Here is a 14698-nt window from a genome sequence, read left to right as displayed (position 1 = left end):
TTGAAATCCGCATAATTAAAAGACACACCCTGATGGAGGATGTGCCGACAGTTGGTTATATCATTTGTTATTGTCCCCGATTTCCTGTTCAAGATCACGTAGTGACTTCGAACGTCGTGCGAGGGCGCGCCGTTTGATGATTTCTTCGACGCCACGACTGACTCCCCAGATGGCAAGTAAAATCAGGAACAAAAAAACAAGACGGATCGGTCGTTCCAAAAACGTCGACCACTCCTTACCGATTAACGAGAAGATGATGACGACGATCAGTCGACCTGCTCCAGCGGCAATCAAATACGTCCGAAGCGACAGTTGAATCATTGCAGAAATGGCTGTAATGATAAAGGCCGGCATGAACGGAAGGGAAAAGAAAAAACCAAGCGAAATCGGACTCATATGGCGAACCCGTTCAATCCACTGTTGGGCGGCTTTATGTTGTTCAAGCCACCTCGTGACGGGGCGGCGAAATAAATAACGGATACAGGCAAAGACGACAAGAGAACCGAGCATACTACCGACCCAAGAGACGAGTACACCCATCCAAAAGCCATAAGTCGCTGCATTGGCGGAAATGATAAGAACAAGCGGGAGGAACGGAAAAAGTGATTCCAGAAAAGGAGCAATCAATCCGGTCGATGCACCACCCGGAAGATCCTGGAGAAACGTAATCATTTGTTCAATCCACTGACGGACGGTTTGGAGCATTCGGAATCCTCCTTACAAAATAAACTGCTAATTTCTATTTTAACTCTTTCCCCGTCAGAAAGGAAAAACTTTATCGTACCATCTGCTGAACTGGCAATTGTACAATTCAAATGAAGTTGGTATTATACTTAAATGGGTGCGTTTTGCAGGCGTTCCCAGCTAGCTAATAGCTATGACGCTTCGTTCGCCAACGTTCGTTTTACTGCAAAAAACTGACATGGGGGCCAATGAGGATTATGAAACCTTATCGCGTACTATTATTTTATAAGTATGTTCCAATCGACAATGCGGAACAATTAACAAAAGAGCATCTTGCCTATTGCAAAGAGCTTGGCATCAAAGGAAGAATCCTGATTGCTCCGGAAGGAATCAATGGCACACTGTCTGGAACAGTCGAACAAACCGATCAATACATGCAGGACCTGCTTGCCGATCCACGGTTTAGTGACATCGAGTTCAAAATCGATGAGGTCGACGAACATGCCTTCAAGAAAATTTTCGTTCGTTATAAAAGCGAACTGGTCACATGGCGCTTTGAAGATGAATTCAACGTGCCGGAAGAACATGCGGCGTATCTTGAACCGGCCGAGTGGAAAAACATGATGCAAAATGAAGATGTCGTCATTCTGGATGTCCGGAACAACTACGAATACGATCTCGGTCATTTTAAAAATGCCGTCAAGGTCGATGTCGATGCCTCACGTGAATTTCCGCAATGGCTCGATGAAAATGAACACTTGTTTGAAGGGAAAAAAGTTCTGACGTATTGTACGGGCGGTGTCCGTTGTGAAAAATTCACGGCATATTTCCGTAAACGTCAAAACAGCGACGACATCTTCCACTTAAAAGGCGGCGTCGTCATGTATGGGAAAGATGAAGCGACACGTGGAGAAGACTGGGAAGGGGAATTGTATGTGTTCGATGAACGCATTCAAGTACCTGTTAACGAAGTCAATCCAACGGTTGTCTCGACTTGTTATTACTGTGGAAAAGACGAAACACGATACGTGAACTGTGCAAATCCGGAATGTAATCGTCAACACTTCTGCTGTGAAGAATGTGAACCGAAAGTGATGCGTTCTTGTTCAGACGAATGCCGGGAACACCCGCGCAACCGTTATGTAAAAGAACAAATGGAAGAACTGGTAAAGTAATCAGGTATGAATAAAAGCAGGCTGACAACATCCGAATCCAGGATGTTGTCAGCCTGCTTTTTTTAGGATGAAAATAAGAAACGGAGAATATCCGGCATCCGTTTTGCCCATTCGGTTTCATGATGGACGGCACCCGGAATGACTTCATAAGCCGCGTGTTGAACTTTTTTCTGCACCGCTTTCGCCAAAACCTCGTTCGTATGCAGGTAGTCATTTTCTGTCATCGGTCCGCTGACTTCCTTCGTACCGACATCCATATAACAACGATGGTCCTCGGATAAATCCGGACTGCGCTCAATGAATTCCAGTAAAGAAGAAAAGTTCGCCCAACCGGCCGTTGATAAAGCAGCGACACGCGTAAAGACTTCCGGATAAGCAAACAAGCCGTACAGTGAAATGACACCTCCCATCGAACTGCCGATCATGGTCGTATCCGTCGGAATCGTCGCATACTGCGCATCGATATACGGTTTCAGTTCATGAACGATCCAGTGCATGTATTGTTTTCCATTGCCGCCAATCGTCTTGCGATGGGAAGGATAAGCGGTGCGCATTAACAGAGCTTCGTCCGTCCAAGGGGCATACTCATCGTAGCGGTCCATTCCATCATCCGGACTGTCGATGGCGACGATCATCGCATGTAACTGAATGGTATGAAGTGCATGATGGACTTCCCATCCTTTTCCGAAAGAGGCAGTCTCACCGCTGAATACATTTTGACCGTCGTGCATATAAATGACCGGGAGTGCTTCATCGACCGGGAGTTCAGTCGGACGATAAATCCGGATTGTTCGGGGCATTTCAAGTGTGGGAACCAGTCGTTCAATTTCAGTAATCGACAAGATAATCACGACCTTTCAAAGATTAGCGTAATGAGCAGTACAGTTGCGACCGTTGTGTTTGCCGCCGACATAAAGGGCGTGATCCGCTTGACGAAGCGATTCTTCAAACGATCGTTCCGACGGATATTCGACGGTATCGACGCCGAGGCTGATGGTGATGGATAAACGATGTCCGTCGACGACAAACGGCCGGTCGAGGACAGCATGTCGGACTTCTTCTGCAAAATCGATGGCTTCGTTCTGTGGAGCTTGATGAAGTAACAGGACAAATTCTTCTCCGCCGTACCGTGCTGCGAAGACGTTCTGCTTTTTCTGTTGCACGGTCCGGATCCTGCGACCGAGTTCACGCAGAACAAGGTCACCGACCTTATGTCCATACGTATCGTTAACATGTTTGAAGTGATCGATATCAAATAAAATGATCGACAAAGGGTAGCGGTCGGAGGTAAATTGCTGTGCCCCTTCCTCGTAAAACGCACGACTGTTGGCGAGCTCCGTCAAAGCATCAGTCCGGCTCTCAGCATACAGTTGGTAAGTTTCCCGTGAACGGTGCAACACTCGACAAAAAATACGTAACAAACGCGAAATTTCGTCCGCACTTGTCTCATCATAGGCATCCGCGGTTTGATGAAACAGGACGATCGATACATCGACATCTTCGTTTGTAATGGATGGAATCGCAATCATCGAATGACGGTCAACGGGTAAGTCAATTTGAATGTCCGTCCCCCAATCGCACCTTAGACCATGGATGAGTGGTGTTTGCAGCTGCTCGGCCTTCAGGGAATGGAATAAAGGCAGGACATCGATGATTGTTTTCGTCCGGATATTGTAAATGGTTTGCTTACGCTGTTGCTGAATCGATATCCAACCTTCCGAAAAATCAATCAGATGCGGCAGGTCGCGTAATAAGGAGTCAATCGTTTCTTGTTCAAACTGGGAAATCAGCAGATGTTCTTTGGCGTCATCAAACCGTTTGGCTTTTTCATTCGCTTCGATCGTTTCCCCGCGTTGCTGGAGCAATCGTTTGAATAAAAATAAGATCAGCGTCGAGACGGAAGCGGCGATGAGCGGGTTCTCATCATAAAACCAGATTCCGAGCAGAGCGCTTAAGATACTGATACCGTAGACAAGTGTCTGCAGACGGACAAGGCGTACCCAATCATATTTCAGATATAAGATACGGTTGACGAACCGGCATTGGAGATAGGAAACGATCATGACAGTCGTCAAATAGCCGAGAAGCGGAAGGAGTGCTTTCGAGTAAGTAAAGCCGGTTCCAATCGGTCCGCCGAGTACTAAATAGACGAGTGACGGAGAGGCGAGATAAACTAAATCAAACAGGGCGTTGATTGGATACAAGTAGAAAAAACGTTGACGGCGAATTTCTTTTTTATGAGAAAAAAACTGAAAGACGAAGATGCCGATTTGGCTGAGAAGAATGGACGGCCATAATCCGTAATTAAGAAAGATGAATAAAATAATGCCTTCCTGAAACGTATAATAAATGCCTCCACGACGGACGTTGTCGAACTGGAACAGGATGATGAGCGCTAGAAGATAAGTGGCATTGCCAAATGAGAGCGGAAAGTCGATGAGTGTCGGATGTGTCAGTAAAGTGAAGGTAAGCAGACCAGCAACGAGACACAAGGCAAGCCAACTGTTTCGTGCGACTTTTTGATAGTAGACCATGATGTGTCTCCCTCCTTTAACAGTCCTTCCCTACTTATACCCGTTTTGTGGAAATTATGATAACGGATTTACAAAAAAATAAGGTTGAGAGAATGCGGTGAATTGCGTATAATGTGAAAGATATCAAACAATCGATGACGAAGAAAGTAGCGATATGATGTAATCGACCAGCGAATCAGGGAACGGTGGAAGCCTGAACAGATTAGACCATCGTGAAACGCACTTCCGAGATGCTATCCGAATCCGTGTGATCAGGCCTAGCCGGGGGAACCCCGTTATCCCCGTTAAAGTGGGTGTCGTACCGTCGACACCAAGAAGAGTGGTACCGCGGTCATTCCGTCTCTTTGCGTGTTGCGCAAAGGGCGTTTTTTATTGGAAAAAAATAAACTGTTTGGAGGAAACAAAATGAGTTACAAGCAACAATACGCCCAAGTATTACATGATGTGATTGGTGATGCATTGTCACAAGAAGAGATCGAACAGTTGATTGAACAACCAAAACATGAGGATCACGGAGATCTGGCATTCCCGTGTTTCCAACTCGCAAAAGCATTCCGGAAAGCACCGATGATGATTGCAACGGAACTGGCTGAAAAAATCGATAATCCACTGTTCTCGAACGTGCAGGCAGCGGGACCGTACGTGAACGTCTTCCTAAACCGGGAAGTGGTTTCGCGTGAAATCATTAAACGTGTTTTAGAAGAACAGCAAGCTTACGGATCAAGCGAAGCGAACGGCAAAACGATCGTGACTGACTTCTCATCACCAAACATCGCGAAGCCGTTCTCGATGGGACATTTACGTTCGACAGTCATCGGAAATGCGCTGAACCAGATTTCACGAAAAAAAGGATATGATGTCGTCGGTATCAATCACCTCGGAGACTGGGGAACACAGTTCGGGAAATTGATGGTCGCCTACAATATGTGGGGCAAGGAAGAAGACGTCCGGGCTGAGCCGATCAAAGAATTGCTCAAACTGTACGTGCGTTTCCATGAAGAAGCGGAAGAAAACCCAGGCTTAGAAGATGAAGGTCGTGCTTGGTTCAAGAAACTTGAACAGGGTGACGAACAAGCAACAGCACTTTGGACATGGTTCCGTGAAGTTTCGCTCGTCGAGTTCAACCGTGTCTATGAAATGCTTGGTGTCAGCTTCGACAGTTTGAACGGCGAAGCCTTCTATAATGATAAGATGCAACACGTGATCGACTTATTGGAAGAAAAAGAGTTGCTCGTCGAGTCGGAAGGCGCAATGGTCGTCGATCTCGAAGCCGAAGGAATGCCTCCTGCCTTGATTAAGAAAAAAGACGGAGCGACATTGTATGCAACACGTGACTTGGCTGCTGCCGTCTATCGTCTTGAGACATACGGTTTCGAGCAGGCCTTTTACGTTGTCGGCGGTGAACAGGCCCTCCACTTTAAACAGCTGTTTGCTGTTCTGAAGAAACTTGGCTTTGAAAATGTTGACGGCATGCACCATGTTCCATTTGGTTTAATCATGAAAGACGGGAAAAAGATGTCGACGCGTAAAGGACGGATTGTCCTTCTTGAAGAAGTGCTTCAAGATGCAATCAATGTCGCGAAACAAAACATCGCCGAGAAAAATCCGAACCTTGCCAATGCCGAACAGACGGCACGCGAAGTCGGTGTCGGTGCTGTCATTTTCCACGATTTAAAAAATGAGCGCATGAACAACATTGAATTTGATCTCGAGCAAATGTTGAAATTTGAAGGAGAAACCGGTCCGTACGTCCAATATACGAATGCGCGGGCAAATTCATTGTTACGTAAAGGCGAATACGATGGATCAGCGTTTGCGGGTAGCGCAGACGACTATTCATGGGGTGTCGTGTCGATGTTGAACCAGTTCTCGGCAGTGATTGACCGGGCGTTTACACGTCGCGAACCATCAATCATCAGCCGTTACGTTCTTGATTTGGCTCAAAGTTTCAACAAATATTACGGACAGGTTCGTGTCCTCGAAGACGACGCGGAAAAACAATCTCGCCTCGCACTCGTAAAATCGGTTACGATTGTATTGACGGAAGGATTACGCCTGCTCGGTGTCGGCGCTCCTGAAGAAATGTAAGATAAATCAATTAAAGATGGGGTTATCATATGAACAAAGAGACAATGGAACGGTTACAGCACGCATCTACACAAATGAATCAGGAAGACTTGGCTTCATCCATCGCTTTTATTGCTGATTTTCATGGAAAGGTCGCGACATGGCTTCCAGGTGAATCAGTCGATTTCATCTTAGATTTCGTGACAGCACCAGGAGCCGATCAAATTGCTCCGATCAGCGGTGACGCACTCGATACGAAAAGTAACTTCGAGTTCTTCATGGAAAAAAAACAGACGCGCAAAAAACTCGGTGAGTTATTGGCGTTATGGAAAGCCCCCCGTACGAAAGAGACGTTGAATCAAATTGATGCCATCGGTCTAAAAAAATGGTTGGCGCGCAATGAATTTCGTTCGGAAGACAAGCCATGGGATTATTTGAACCGCCTTCATGTCCTGTTGTTCCTCGATCAAATGACTACGGTCATCGATGATCATCAATTGACGACATTGTATGAGCAACTCGTCCGGAAGACACCGGTACCGACGAGCTTCGTCCGTCGTCAAGGTGAAGTCCGCCGTGTCGTGAATCAGTTTGCTGATAAAACAGAATTTACACAAGTGGATTTAGTTCGCGCTTCACTTGTCCGTTTTCTATAAGCGAGATGACATCAAAATCCCCCGTACCCTTCACAAATCGTGAAGGATACGGGGGATTTTGTCATGTCAGACATTCATTTGACTTGATGAAAAGTGATGGTTTCGGCGGTTGTGTCGTACAGCAACCATTCACGTTCGACCAGAACCGGTCCGACGTTGATGGCGTAACGGCCACGTTTGATGGAAATCGGGATATCATGATGAATCGCCAGACGTTTACCCTCTTTGAATAGTCCGTGCACATGACTGTGTCCAAAAAATAAGAGACGGTCGGGATAAGCGGATGTATCGGGTGTCAAATCATAGCTCCATTTCAATTGGTCGCCGTGAATGAACAAAGCAGACGCGATTTGTTTTGTCCGATTTGATGTGCGCAGTTGATCGAGATAACTGGATATCCCTGCTGGAATCAAGGAAAACAACCGTTCTTCCTGATTTCCGAGCAACGTCTCAAAAAACAGCAACTTCAAAAAATCCGGATCAAGCGTCACGATTTGTTCGATTTCTTCAAATGTATACCGTTTAGCCCGCTTTTTTCCGATGTGACACTCATGGACATCTCCAAGCGAAAAGACAATGGCTTGCGGAGCTGTCTGTTGAATATCTGTCAACACAGCACGTGTATCGGATAATGAACTGTGCAAATCCGTGATGAGTGCATACTGCATCTGGCATCGCTCCCTTGTACTAAGAGTATACCCCGCGTTTCATGCGGCTCATCCTATTTTTAATTAAGCCGGGTCGACCGTGATCCCGCGCTCGGCAAAGACCACTTTTGCGACTTCGAGTGCATTGAGGACACGCGGGAAACCGGTGTAAGGGACAAGATGCATGATGGCTTCGACAATCTCATTTCCTGTCAATCCGGCAGTTAAGCCGGTATTAATATGAAGGGCAAGTTGAGGTTCTGTCCCTTGTGTGACGAGTGTAGCGATCGTGACGATTGCCCGGTCGCGATTGACAAGCCCGTTCCGGCTGTAAACTTCACCGTAAGCAAAATCTGTAATCCATTCACCGACTGCCGGTGCGATATCTTTTAACGATTCGGCGATTTTTTCGTGCGTCGATTGAGCTGAATTTGTATCGGTGAACTCGTTTAATTTTTTTAGTCCTACTTCGTGTCTGTTGTTTAAGTCTGTAGCCATGATGAATAACTTCCTTTCTGTTATGAACGATACGATTTATCTTAAAGGAAGAATACCCATGCTACAAATACATGATTTTTATACTTGTCATTCGTTTCAGGAATGGATTTCTTGAACGAATCGAATCCATTCTCGTGTCACATAAGACTGATAGCGCCCGGTTGGAACCGCGACACCAAGTTGCCACGGTACACGGACATCAAGTGGAATCGTCTTGACACCGTTGATTGTCATCTGTTGGGCTAAAGACCGCGGCAGAACGGTCACCGCATTGCCTTCAGCGACGAGTAAACACAGGAAGTCCCATTGCGAGCTGACATGGGCGATTGTCGGTTGAAAACCTGCCGCGTCGCAAGCCTGTAAAACGACATCGTGAAGGGAGAAGGTTTCATTAAAAAGAACGAACGGCATTTCGGCGACATCCGCCAGTGCAATCGATGAGCGGTCAGCGAGCGGATGGTGTTCCGGTAAGAATAAATGCAGTTCTTCTTCAATAAAGGGATACACTGTCAAATGTTCATCGGCCGGAAAGACTGTTGCAATCAAATCGACTTCACCGGCAACGACGGCTTTTTCAAGCGCATGTCCACCGGCTTCCGTAATTTCAATCGTCACCATCGGATACCGTTCACGGAACAGACGGAGCAGACGAGGGAAAAACAAGGAACCGATTAGAGGCGGTACACCGATTCGGAGTGTTCCTTTCGTCAAGTGCATGACGTCGTAGAGGTGGGACGGCAGATCTGCGAGCTGATTCAGTATTTTTTCGCCTTCGACGAGTAAGGTTTCTCCGGCGTCCGTCAAGACGATTTGCCGTTTACTCCGGTCAAACAGTTCGATATCGAGTTCTTCTTCTAAATGGCGGACCATTTTACTGAGTGTCGGTTGCGTGACATGGAGGTGATCCGCAGCCCGGGTGAAACTTTTGAAGCGGGCGACTTCCGTGAAATATTCCAATTGCCGAAAATCCATCTGATTCACTCCTATTCGTTTTTGTTATATCTATCATAACAAGTATTCATTTTTATTATTCATTGACTAAGCGTACAGTAAAAGAAACAAACGAGTAAAGAGGAGTAGATGAAGATGAAACAACTTGAAGGAAAAGTCGCATTGATTACCGGAGCGGCAAGTGGGATCGGTCTTGAAATCGCGGAAGAATTTGCACAGGAAGGCGCAAAAGTCGTCATCGTTGATTTACAGGAAAATGCAGCGAAACAGGCGGCAGAAGCACTTCAAAGTAAAGGATTTGAAGCCTTTGCCGTAGCAGGGGATGTCACGAGCGAAGCAGCCATCAAATCAAGTATCGAACAGACGATGTCACATTACGGACGGATCGATATCGTCATTAACAATGCCGGTATGCAACACGTCTCACCAATTGAAGAATTTTCGACTGAAAAATTTGATTTACTCCAAAGCATCATGTTACGGGCGCCGTTCCTGTATACGAAATATGTCTTCCCAATCATGAAAAAACAAGGGTTCGGACGTATTTTGAATATGTCATCGATTAACGGATTGATTGGATTTGCCGGTAAGGCCGCCTACAACAGTGCGAAACACGGTGTCATCGGTCTGACGAAAGTCGCGGCACTTGAAGGAGCGACGTCCGGCATTACCGTCAACGCGATTTGCCCGGGTTACGTCGATACACCGCTTGTCCAAAAACAACTGTCTTCGCTTGCCGAAACACGGAATGTGCCGCTCGATCGGGTACTCGAAGAGGTCATCTATCCATTAGTACCGCAACACCGTTTACTTCAAGTCAAAGAGATTGCTGATTACGCGATCTTCCTCGCGAGTGACAAAGCAGCCGGTGTAACCGGTCAAGCCGTTGTCCTGGATGGTGGATATACAGCGCAATAAGCATGAAAAAAAATCCCTTTCTCCAATCGGAGTAAGGGATTTTTTGTACTTAACGGAAATTGAGGAACTGGACGTCGACCGATAATGGTAATTCACGGACGATTTGCATGACTTGTTGCAAGTCGTCGCGCGATTTGCCAGTGACACGGATTTGATCGTCTTGAATCTGAGTTTTGACTTTGAGTTTGGATTCCTTGACGGCATTGTTGATTTTTTTAGCATCATCACGATCGATGCCGCTTTTGAGAATGACGCGTTGGCGGACCGTGTTTCCGGCTGCCTGCTCGACTTTTTCGTATTGCAGGTTTTTCGTCGGGACTTCGCGCTTGATGAGTTTCGCTGTCAGGACATCTTTGACTTGATCGAGTTTAAAATTATCATCTGAGATCAGAATCAAATCTTCTTTCTCGAGTTTCATGTCGCTTTTTGATCCTTTGAAATCAAAGCGGTTCGTGATTTCCTTTAAAGCGACCTGCATCGCGTTTTTGACTTCCTCGATGTTGATTTGTGACACGATATCAAATGAATTGTCTTTTGCTGCCATAAGAATCTCCCCTTTCGTTCCACAACCATTTTAACATATTTGTCCGCAGATGCTTTGACTTCGTGCCGAAGTTTCGCCAAAAGAAAATGGAAGAGAAACAGTCGAATCGTTCATCTGGATGAAATTTTGTTATAATGAAAACCATGAAATGAAAGGGGTGCATGGCTTTGAAGCAAACAGCAGATATGTTGACGCTCACACCAGAAGAGCTGGATGAGCGGTATGCCTATAAAGGATCGGATTTAGGAGCGACATTTGATGAAAAAACGATACGGGTCCGTTTATGGGCCCCGACGGCTGAACGTGTCGTGATTCGTTTGTACCGGACATTGCGGGCAAGAAAAGTTGAAGAACTTGAATTGGCGGCGGATCAGCAGGGGACATTCGTCGTCGAACTCGATCGTGCTGTGTATGAAGGTTACTTTTATACGTTTCAAGCCAGCATCAACGGACAGAAAGTCGAAGCGGTCGATCCGTATGCGAAAGCAGTCGGGACAAACGGTAAACGGGGAGCATTAATCGATCCGTCCACAATCCAACCCGAGCGTTGGATTGAAGAACGCCCTCTCTTCCATTCGTCACAAGATGCCGTCATCTATGAATTACACGTTCGGGACGCGACGAGCCATTCGGCGAGTGGGGTTATCGAGCGGGGCACATTCCGCGGATTGACGGAAGCAGGGACACGGACACCATCAGGCGGATTGACAGGTCTTGATTACCTGACGGATTTAGGTGTGACGCATGTCCAAATACTTCCGATTTATGATTTCGGTTCAGTGAATGAGGCAGCGCCGAACGATCCGGATAACTACAACTGGGGATACGATCCCGTCAATTATTTTGCACCGGAAGGATCCTATTCGTCGAATCCGGATGATCCGGCAGCACGGATCCGGGAATTAAAAGCGTTGATTCAAGCCTTGCATGACCGAGGTATTCGTGTTGTGATGGATGTAGTCTTTAATCACGTCTATGATGCGGAAACGGCACCACTTGGACAATTCGTTCCGGGTTATTTTTTCCGTCAGGCAGCAGACGGAACACTTTCGAATGGAAGCTTTTGTGGAAACGACACAGCATCAGAACGTTTCATGATGCGTAAGTTCATTCTCGATTGTGTAACGTACTGGGCAAAAGAGTATCATCTGGACGGATTCCGGTTCGACTTGATGGGCTTGCATGATATCGAAACGATGAATCAAGTCCGTCATGCACTCGACCGGATTGATCCGTCGATCTTGATTATCGGGGAAGGATGGGATCTTGACACACCACTCGCAGCCGATCAAAAAGCCAATTACTTTAATGCTCCGCAGATGCCGGGAATCGCTCATTTTAACAACGGATTACGTGATGGTGTCAAAGGTGACGTTCAGACACCGGCTGACCGCGGATTCATCAGCGGGGCTTTCGAGCGGACAAACGAAGTCAAACGGGGAATCGCCGGAAATGTTTCTTCACAAGGCTTTGCGGATGAACCGAATCAAGTCGTTTCTTACGCCGAAGCCCATGATGATTTAACGATTTGGGACAAATTGTCCGTATCACGGCCGGAAGATACGGATGAAGTCCGTCGGAAACGACAAATGCTTGCGAATGCCATTATCTTAACCGGACAAGGCATTCCGTTTTTACATGCGGGACAGGAGTTTTTCCGGACAAAAAACGGCATTCGGGACAGCTTCAACTCCGGAGAAGTTGTCAATCAACTCGATTATGAACGGGCAGAAGAGTTCCGGTTCGGCGTCGAGTATGTCAAAGGATTGATTGCGCTGCGGCGTCAGTATCCGATGTTCCGTCTCGAAAATACCGCCATGATCCGCAAACATCTCCGCTTCCTCGAAGAAGGAGAAGGCATCATCGCCTATGAATTGAAGCGGACATATGAAGGATATGTTGAACGTCAGCGGGTGTATCACAATGCGACGGAACACGATGTGACAATCGAGTTACCGGGCGGCGAGTTCGAAATTCTCGTCGAAGAAGGGGTTGTAAAAATTCACGCGCCCCGTCTGCATGAAGAAAAACAGCTTGTCGTGAAGGCTTTGTCGACGACAGTCGTTGCCGAACGGAAAGCAGACTATAAAAAATATGCAGTGGCAGGCGGCGCTGCACTGACGATTCTTGGTTTATTGTATGCAGCGAACAAACGGCGTAAACATAATAAATGACGAGTCTTAAGCAACGAGGCAATTAGACGAATCGGAGTTCACTGATGTGGGCTCCGATTCTTTTTTTTTAGAGCCGCATCCCGCAACGTAACAGTCATGTTGCGGTGTCATCATAATGACTTAATGATTTTTCATGTTTGCTGTTTTAATTCAGGGCTTCCGGGAACATACTATAAGTAGTATTTAGAGTGCTGGTTTTTTTGAAAGGATGTATTTTATGTTCGGCTTCAATGATATCTGGAAATTTTTCTTTTCGTTTTTTTTACTCTTACCAATCGTCACGTTAATTCATGAGATGGGGCATTACTTTTTCGCACGTCTGTTTGGCGGTAACATGGAAATCAATATCGGATCGGGGAAATCGTTGTTACGTGTTGGTCCCATCCGCTTGAACCGTATCTATTTCTGGGACGGCTGGTGTCAGTATGAGGCACTTCGTCATGAAAATAAATTTACGAACATTACCGTCTACGCCGGTGGAGCCATCTTTAATCTGGCGAGCATTCTGATTGTAAACGGCTTGATTTATGCGGGCGTCTTTGAGGCTTCGATTTTTACGTATCAATTCGCCTATTTCTCGTTCTATTTCATTTTCTTCTCGTTATTTCCGATTGATCATCCGAACGGTTATCCGAGTGACGGAAAAGCGATTGTTAATGTATTCCGTTATGGAAAGTCCGAATATAATCCACAAGCTTGATTGTACAAAGAATAATGCCCTTCTTTTATGCGGCCAGCGCACGAAAGAAGGGCATGTTTGCATCATTTATCTTCTGAAGATGTATCATCCGCAGAAGAAGAGTCGGATTGTTCCGTTTCTAATTCGACCAGTTTTTGTATCAAAATATGCCGTGGCATGTGCATTAACTGTTCGAGCGGCACATTGAGACGTTTCGAAAGTTCAACAGCTGTATCAGCAGACAGTTGTAGGGGTTTCATAGTATGTGTACCTCCTTTTTGTTTCCTTTAAGTATACAGGACATGCTCTTCGAGCGCATCGACAGTAGCTAGAAATGAAGAAGGTTGATACCGTAGGGAGTAGGAAGTGATGCGTATGTATAAACCAGCCGCTGAGCTGTTGTTCCATGAATCTGTTTCACTTTTTGACCGATTTGGCGATGATCTGATTTTATACCGGGATCAAGGCGGATTTACAAAATGTGATTTGGATTTGAGAATACGGTGGGAGACAGCATGTGCGTATGTTCCGTTCACGTGGTTCTTTGAGCCGGACGGATACCGTGTGTTCATCGTTTTTGAAGAAACTTCATTGTTTGGTTTACTCGATTTAAGAGACGGACGTCTCCAATATATGAATCGCCCCATCCTCTTTGCTGATGCCTGGTTCAGTAATCTGTATGAATGGCGAGACAATCAGATTTTTATGTACTCGGCTGAGACCGATGTCGTGCGTTATTGTTTTGAAAAACAGGAAGGAACTTTTTCAGATTATGACGAAGCTCCTCTATTAGGACGTTTGATTGAACGGGGGTATCATCCGCAGTATGCGTTCGAACGTCTGCTCGCACCGGGAACAATGATTTCCTATGATGTGAATCAATCACGTTATGTCATTTGGGATGCGTTTACGGAACAGGAACAGTTGATTCCGTTTTCCGAGTATGACGATTATTTGTTGGTCGACAGCCGGCAACATCTGTTTTCTGTCACGGATGCCAATCGATTTTATCTGTACGAAAAAGAGCAACTGAAATTTAAATTTGATGGGTGCCAGTCATCGATCCTGTTAAAGACGGTTTTACTGGATGAATCGGCGCAACGTCTGGCCATCGTCTCGACGTCGGCGAATTTCGGAAATACGTGGCTCCAGATTTTTCAAAAGACGTAAA

General features: G+C 46.1%; 15 protein-coding genes and 1 other annotated feature. Of the genes, 7 read left to right on the top strand and 8 right to left on the bottom strand.

The genetic code is table 11. The features are described 5' to 3' along the window. Positions 1-60: 60 nt before the first annotated feature. The gene (locus tag DVG79_RS10200) at positions 61-705 is read right to left on the bottom strand and encodes a TVP38/TMEM64 family protein (protein WP_114596634.1); all 645 of its coding nucleotides are present in this window, start codon (positions 703-705) and stop codon (positions 61-63) included. Between the two features lie 236 nt (positions 706-941). On the opposite strand from DVG79_RS10200, the gene trhO reads away from it, so the two are divergent. Then, positions 942-1859, top strand: coding sequence for an oxygen-dependent tRNA uridine(34) hydroxylase TrhO (gene trhO, locus DVG79_RS10195; RefSeq protein WP_114596633.1), 918 nt, complete (start codon positions 942-944; stop codon positions 1857-1859). Between the two features lie 62 nt (positions 1860-1921). Here the strand turns inward: trhO and DVG79_RS10190 are convergent, their stop codons facing one another. Then, positions 1922-2710, bottom strand: a complete 789-nt coding sequence (locus tag DVG79_RS10190) for an alpha/beta hydrolase (protein ID WP_233494586.1) — start codon at positions 2708-2710, stop codon at positions 1922-1924. A 6-nt stretch (positions 2711-2716) separates the two neighbouring features. Further along, positions 2717-4393, bottom strand: a complete 1677-nt coding sequence (locus DVG79_RS10185) for a GGDEF domain-containing protein (RefSeq protein WP_114596631.1) — start codon at positions 4391-4393, stop codon at positions 2717-2719. Between the two features lie 125 nt (positions 4394-4518). Further along, positions 4519-4740 (top strand) — a binding site (T-box leader). A 58-nt stretch (positions 4741-4798) separates the two neighbouring features. On the opposite strand from DVG79_RS10185, the gene argS reads away from it, so the two are divergent. Both argS and DVG79_RS10175 read left to right on the top strand, forming a co-directional pair. Beyond that, positions 4799-6481 (top strand): arginine--tRNA ligase, encoded by a 1683-nt coding sequence (gene argS / locus DVG79_RS10180; protein WP_114596630.1) that lies wholly within the window; start codon positions 4799-4801, stop codon positions 6479-6481. 29 nt (positions 6482-6510) lie between these two features. Further along, on the top strand, positions 6511-7116 hold the full coding sequence (locus DVG79_RS10175; RefSeq protein WP_114596629.1) for a hypothetical protein: 606 nt from the start codon (positions 6511-6513) through the stop codon (positions 7114-7116). Positions 7117-7190: 74 nt separating this feature from the next. Here the strand turns inward: DVG79_RS10175 and DVG79_RS10170 are convergent, their stop codons facing one another. The 3 genes from DVG79_RS10170 to DVG79_RS10160 all read right to left on the bottom strand — a co-directional run bounded on the left by DVG79_RS10170 (position 7191) and on the right by DVG79_RS10160 (position 9233). Beyond that, positions 7191-7784 (bottom strand): metallophosphoesterase family protein, encoded by a 594-nt coding sequence (locus DVG79_RS10170; RefSeq protein ID WP_114596628.1) that lies wholly within the window; start codon positions 7782-7784, stop codon positions 7191-7193. Positions 7785-7847: 63 nt separating this feature from the next. Further along, entirely contained in the window at positions 7848-8261 is a 414-nt protein-coding gene (locus tag DVG79_RS10165) for a carboxymuconolactone decarboxylase family protein (RefSeq protein ID WP_114596627.1), read from the bottom strand. A 96-nt stretch (positions 8262-8357) separates the two neighbouring features. Then, entirely contained in the window at positions 8358-9233 is an 876-nt protein-coding gene (locus DVG79_RS10160) for a LysR family transcriptional regulator (protein ID WP_114596626.1), read from the bottom strand. A gap of 114 nt (positions 9234-9347) precedes the next feature. On the opposite strand from DVG79_RS10160, the gene DVG79_RS10155 reads away from it, so the two are divergent. Then, the gene (locus tag DVG79_RS10155; RefSeq protein WP_114596625.1) at positions 9348-10130 is read left to right on the top strand and encodes a 3-hydroxybutyrate dehydrogenase; all 783 of its coding nucleotides are present in this window, start codon (positions 9348-9350) and stop codon (positions 10128-10130) included. Positions 10131-10179: 49 nt separating this feature from the next. Here the strand turns inward: DVG79_RS10155 and DVG79_RS10150 are convergent, their stop codons facing one another. Further along, positions 10180-10674 carry a YajQ family cyclic di-GMP-binding protein gene (locus tag DVG79_RS10150; RefSeq protein WP_026827201.1) on the bottom strand — a complete coding sequence of 165 codons (495 nt, stop codon included), beginning with the start codon at positions 10672-10674 and terminating at the stop codon, positions 10180-10182. A 161-nt stretch (positions 10675-10835) separates the two neighbouring features. Between DVG79_RS10150 and pulA the strand changes: the two genes are divergently transcribed. Beyond that, positions 10836-12848: a type I pullulanase gene (pulA, locus tag DVG79_RS10145; protein ID WP_114596624.1), complete on the top strand. Its 2013-nt coding sequence runs from the start codon at positions 10836-10838 to the stop codon at positions 12846-12848. Between the two features lie 217 nt (positions 12849-13065). Continuing rightward, entirely contained in the window at positions 13066-13548 is a 483-nt protein-coding gene (locus DVG79_RS10140) for a site-2 protease family protein (protein ID WP_114596623.1), read from the top strand. Positions 13549-13610: 62 nt separating this feature from the next. On the opposite strand, the gene DVG79_RS10135 is transcribed toward DVG79_RS10140, so the two are convergent. Then, positions 13611-13787 (bottom strand): YycC family protein, encoded by a 177-nt coding sequence (locus DVG79_RS10135; protein WP_114596622.1) that lies wholly within the window; start codon positions 13785-13787, stop codon positions 13611-13613. Positions 13788-13902: 115 nt separating this feature from the next. Here DVG79_RS10135 and DVG79_RS10130 point away from each other — a divergent pair, with 115 nt between their 5' ends. Continuing rightward, positions 13903-14697: a hypothetical protein gene (locus tag DVG79_RS10130; RefSeq protein WP_233494585.1), complete on the top strand. Its 795-nt coding sequence runs from the start codon at positions 13903-13905 to the stop codon at positions 14695-14697. The last annotated feature ends 1 nt before the right edge of the window (position 14698 follow it).

Origin of the sequence: Exiguobacterium sp. RIT594 (genome assembly GCF_003339585.1) — a bacterium.
Lineage (GTDB): Bacteria > Bacillota > Bacilli > Exiguobacteriales > Exiguobacteriaceae > Exiguobacterium_A.
The sequence above is the reverse complement of the archived record's forward strand: the minus strand, read 5'-3'. Positions and strand labels throughout refer to the sequence as shown.

What these genes read in the sequence shown, in the direction of transcription:
- DVG79_RS10200 (WP_114596634.1), bottom strand. Translation starts at nt 705, where the DNA reads ATGCTCCAAACCGTCCGTCAGTGGATTGAACAAATGATTACGTTTCTC.
- trhO (WP_114596633.1), top strand. Translation starts at nt 942, where the DNA reads ATGAAACCTTATCGCGTACTATTATTTTATAAGTATGTTCCAATCGAC.
- DVG79_RS10185 (WP_114596631.1), bottom strand. Translation starts at nt 4,393, where the DNA reads ATGGTCTACTATCAAAAAGTCGCACGAAACAGTTGGCTTGCCTTGTGT.
- argS (WP_114596630.1), top strand. Translation starts at nt 4,799, where the DNA reads ATGAGTTACAAGCAACAATACGCCCAAGTATTACATGATGTGATTGGT.
- DVG79_RS10175 (WP_114596629.1), top strand. Translation starts at nt 6,511, where the DNA reads ATGAACAAAGAGACAATGGAACGGTTACAGCACGCATCTACACAAATG.
- DVG79_RS10170 (WP_114596628.1), bottom strand. Translation starts at nt 7,784, where the DNA reads ATGCAGTATGCACTCATCACGGATTTGCACAGTTCATTATCCGATACA.
- DVG79_RS10165 (WP_114596627.1), bottom strand. Translation starts at nt 8,261, where the DNA reads ATGGCTACAGACTTAAACAACAGACACGAAGTAGGACTAAAAAAATTA.
- DVG79_RS10160 (WP_114596626.1), bottom strand. Translation starts at nt 9,233, where the DNA reads ATGGATTTTCGGCAATTGGAATATTTCACGGAAGTCGCCCGCTTCAAA.
- DVG79_RS10155 (WP_114596625.1), top strand. Translation starts at nt 9,348, where the DNA reads ATGAAACAACTTGAAGGAAAAGTCGCATTGATTACCGGAGCGGCAAGT.
- DVG79_RS10150 (WP_026827201.1), bottom strand. Translation starts at nt 10,674, where the DNA reads ATGGCAGCAAAAGACAATTCATTTGATATCGTGTCACAAATCAACATC.
- pulA (WP_114596624.1), top strand. Translation starts at nt 10,836, where the DNA reads ATGGCTTTGAAGCAAACAGCAGATATGTTGACGCTCACACCAGAAGAG.
- DVG79_RS10140 (WP_114596623.1), top strand. Translation starts at nt 13,066, where the DNA reads ATGTTCGGCTTCAATGATATCTGGAAATTTTTCTTTTCGTTTTTTTTA.
- DVG79_RS10135 (WP_114596622.1), bottom strand. Translation starts at nt 13,787, where the DNA reads ATGAAACCCCTACAACTGTCTGCTGATACAGCTGTTGAACTTTCGAAA.
- DVG79_RS10130 (WP_233494585.1), top strand. Translation starts at nt 13,903, where the DNA reads ATGTATAAACCAGCCGCTGAGCTGTTGTTCCATGAATCTGTTTCACTT.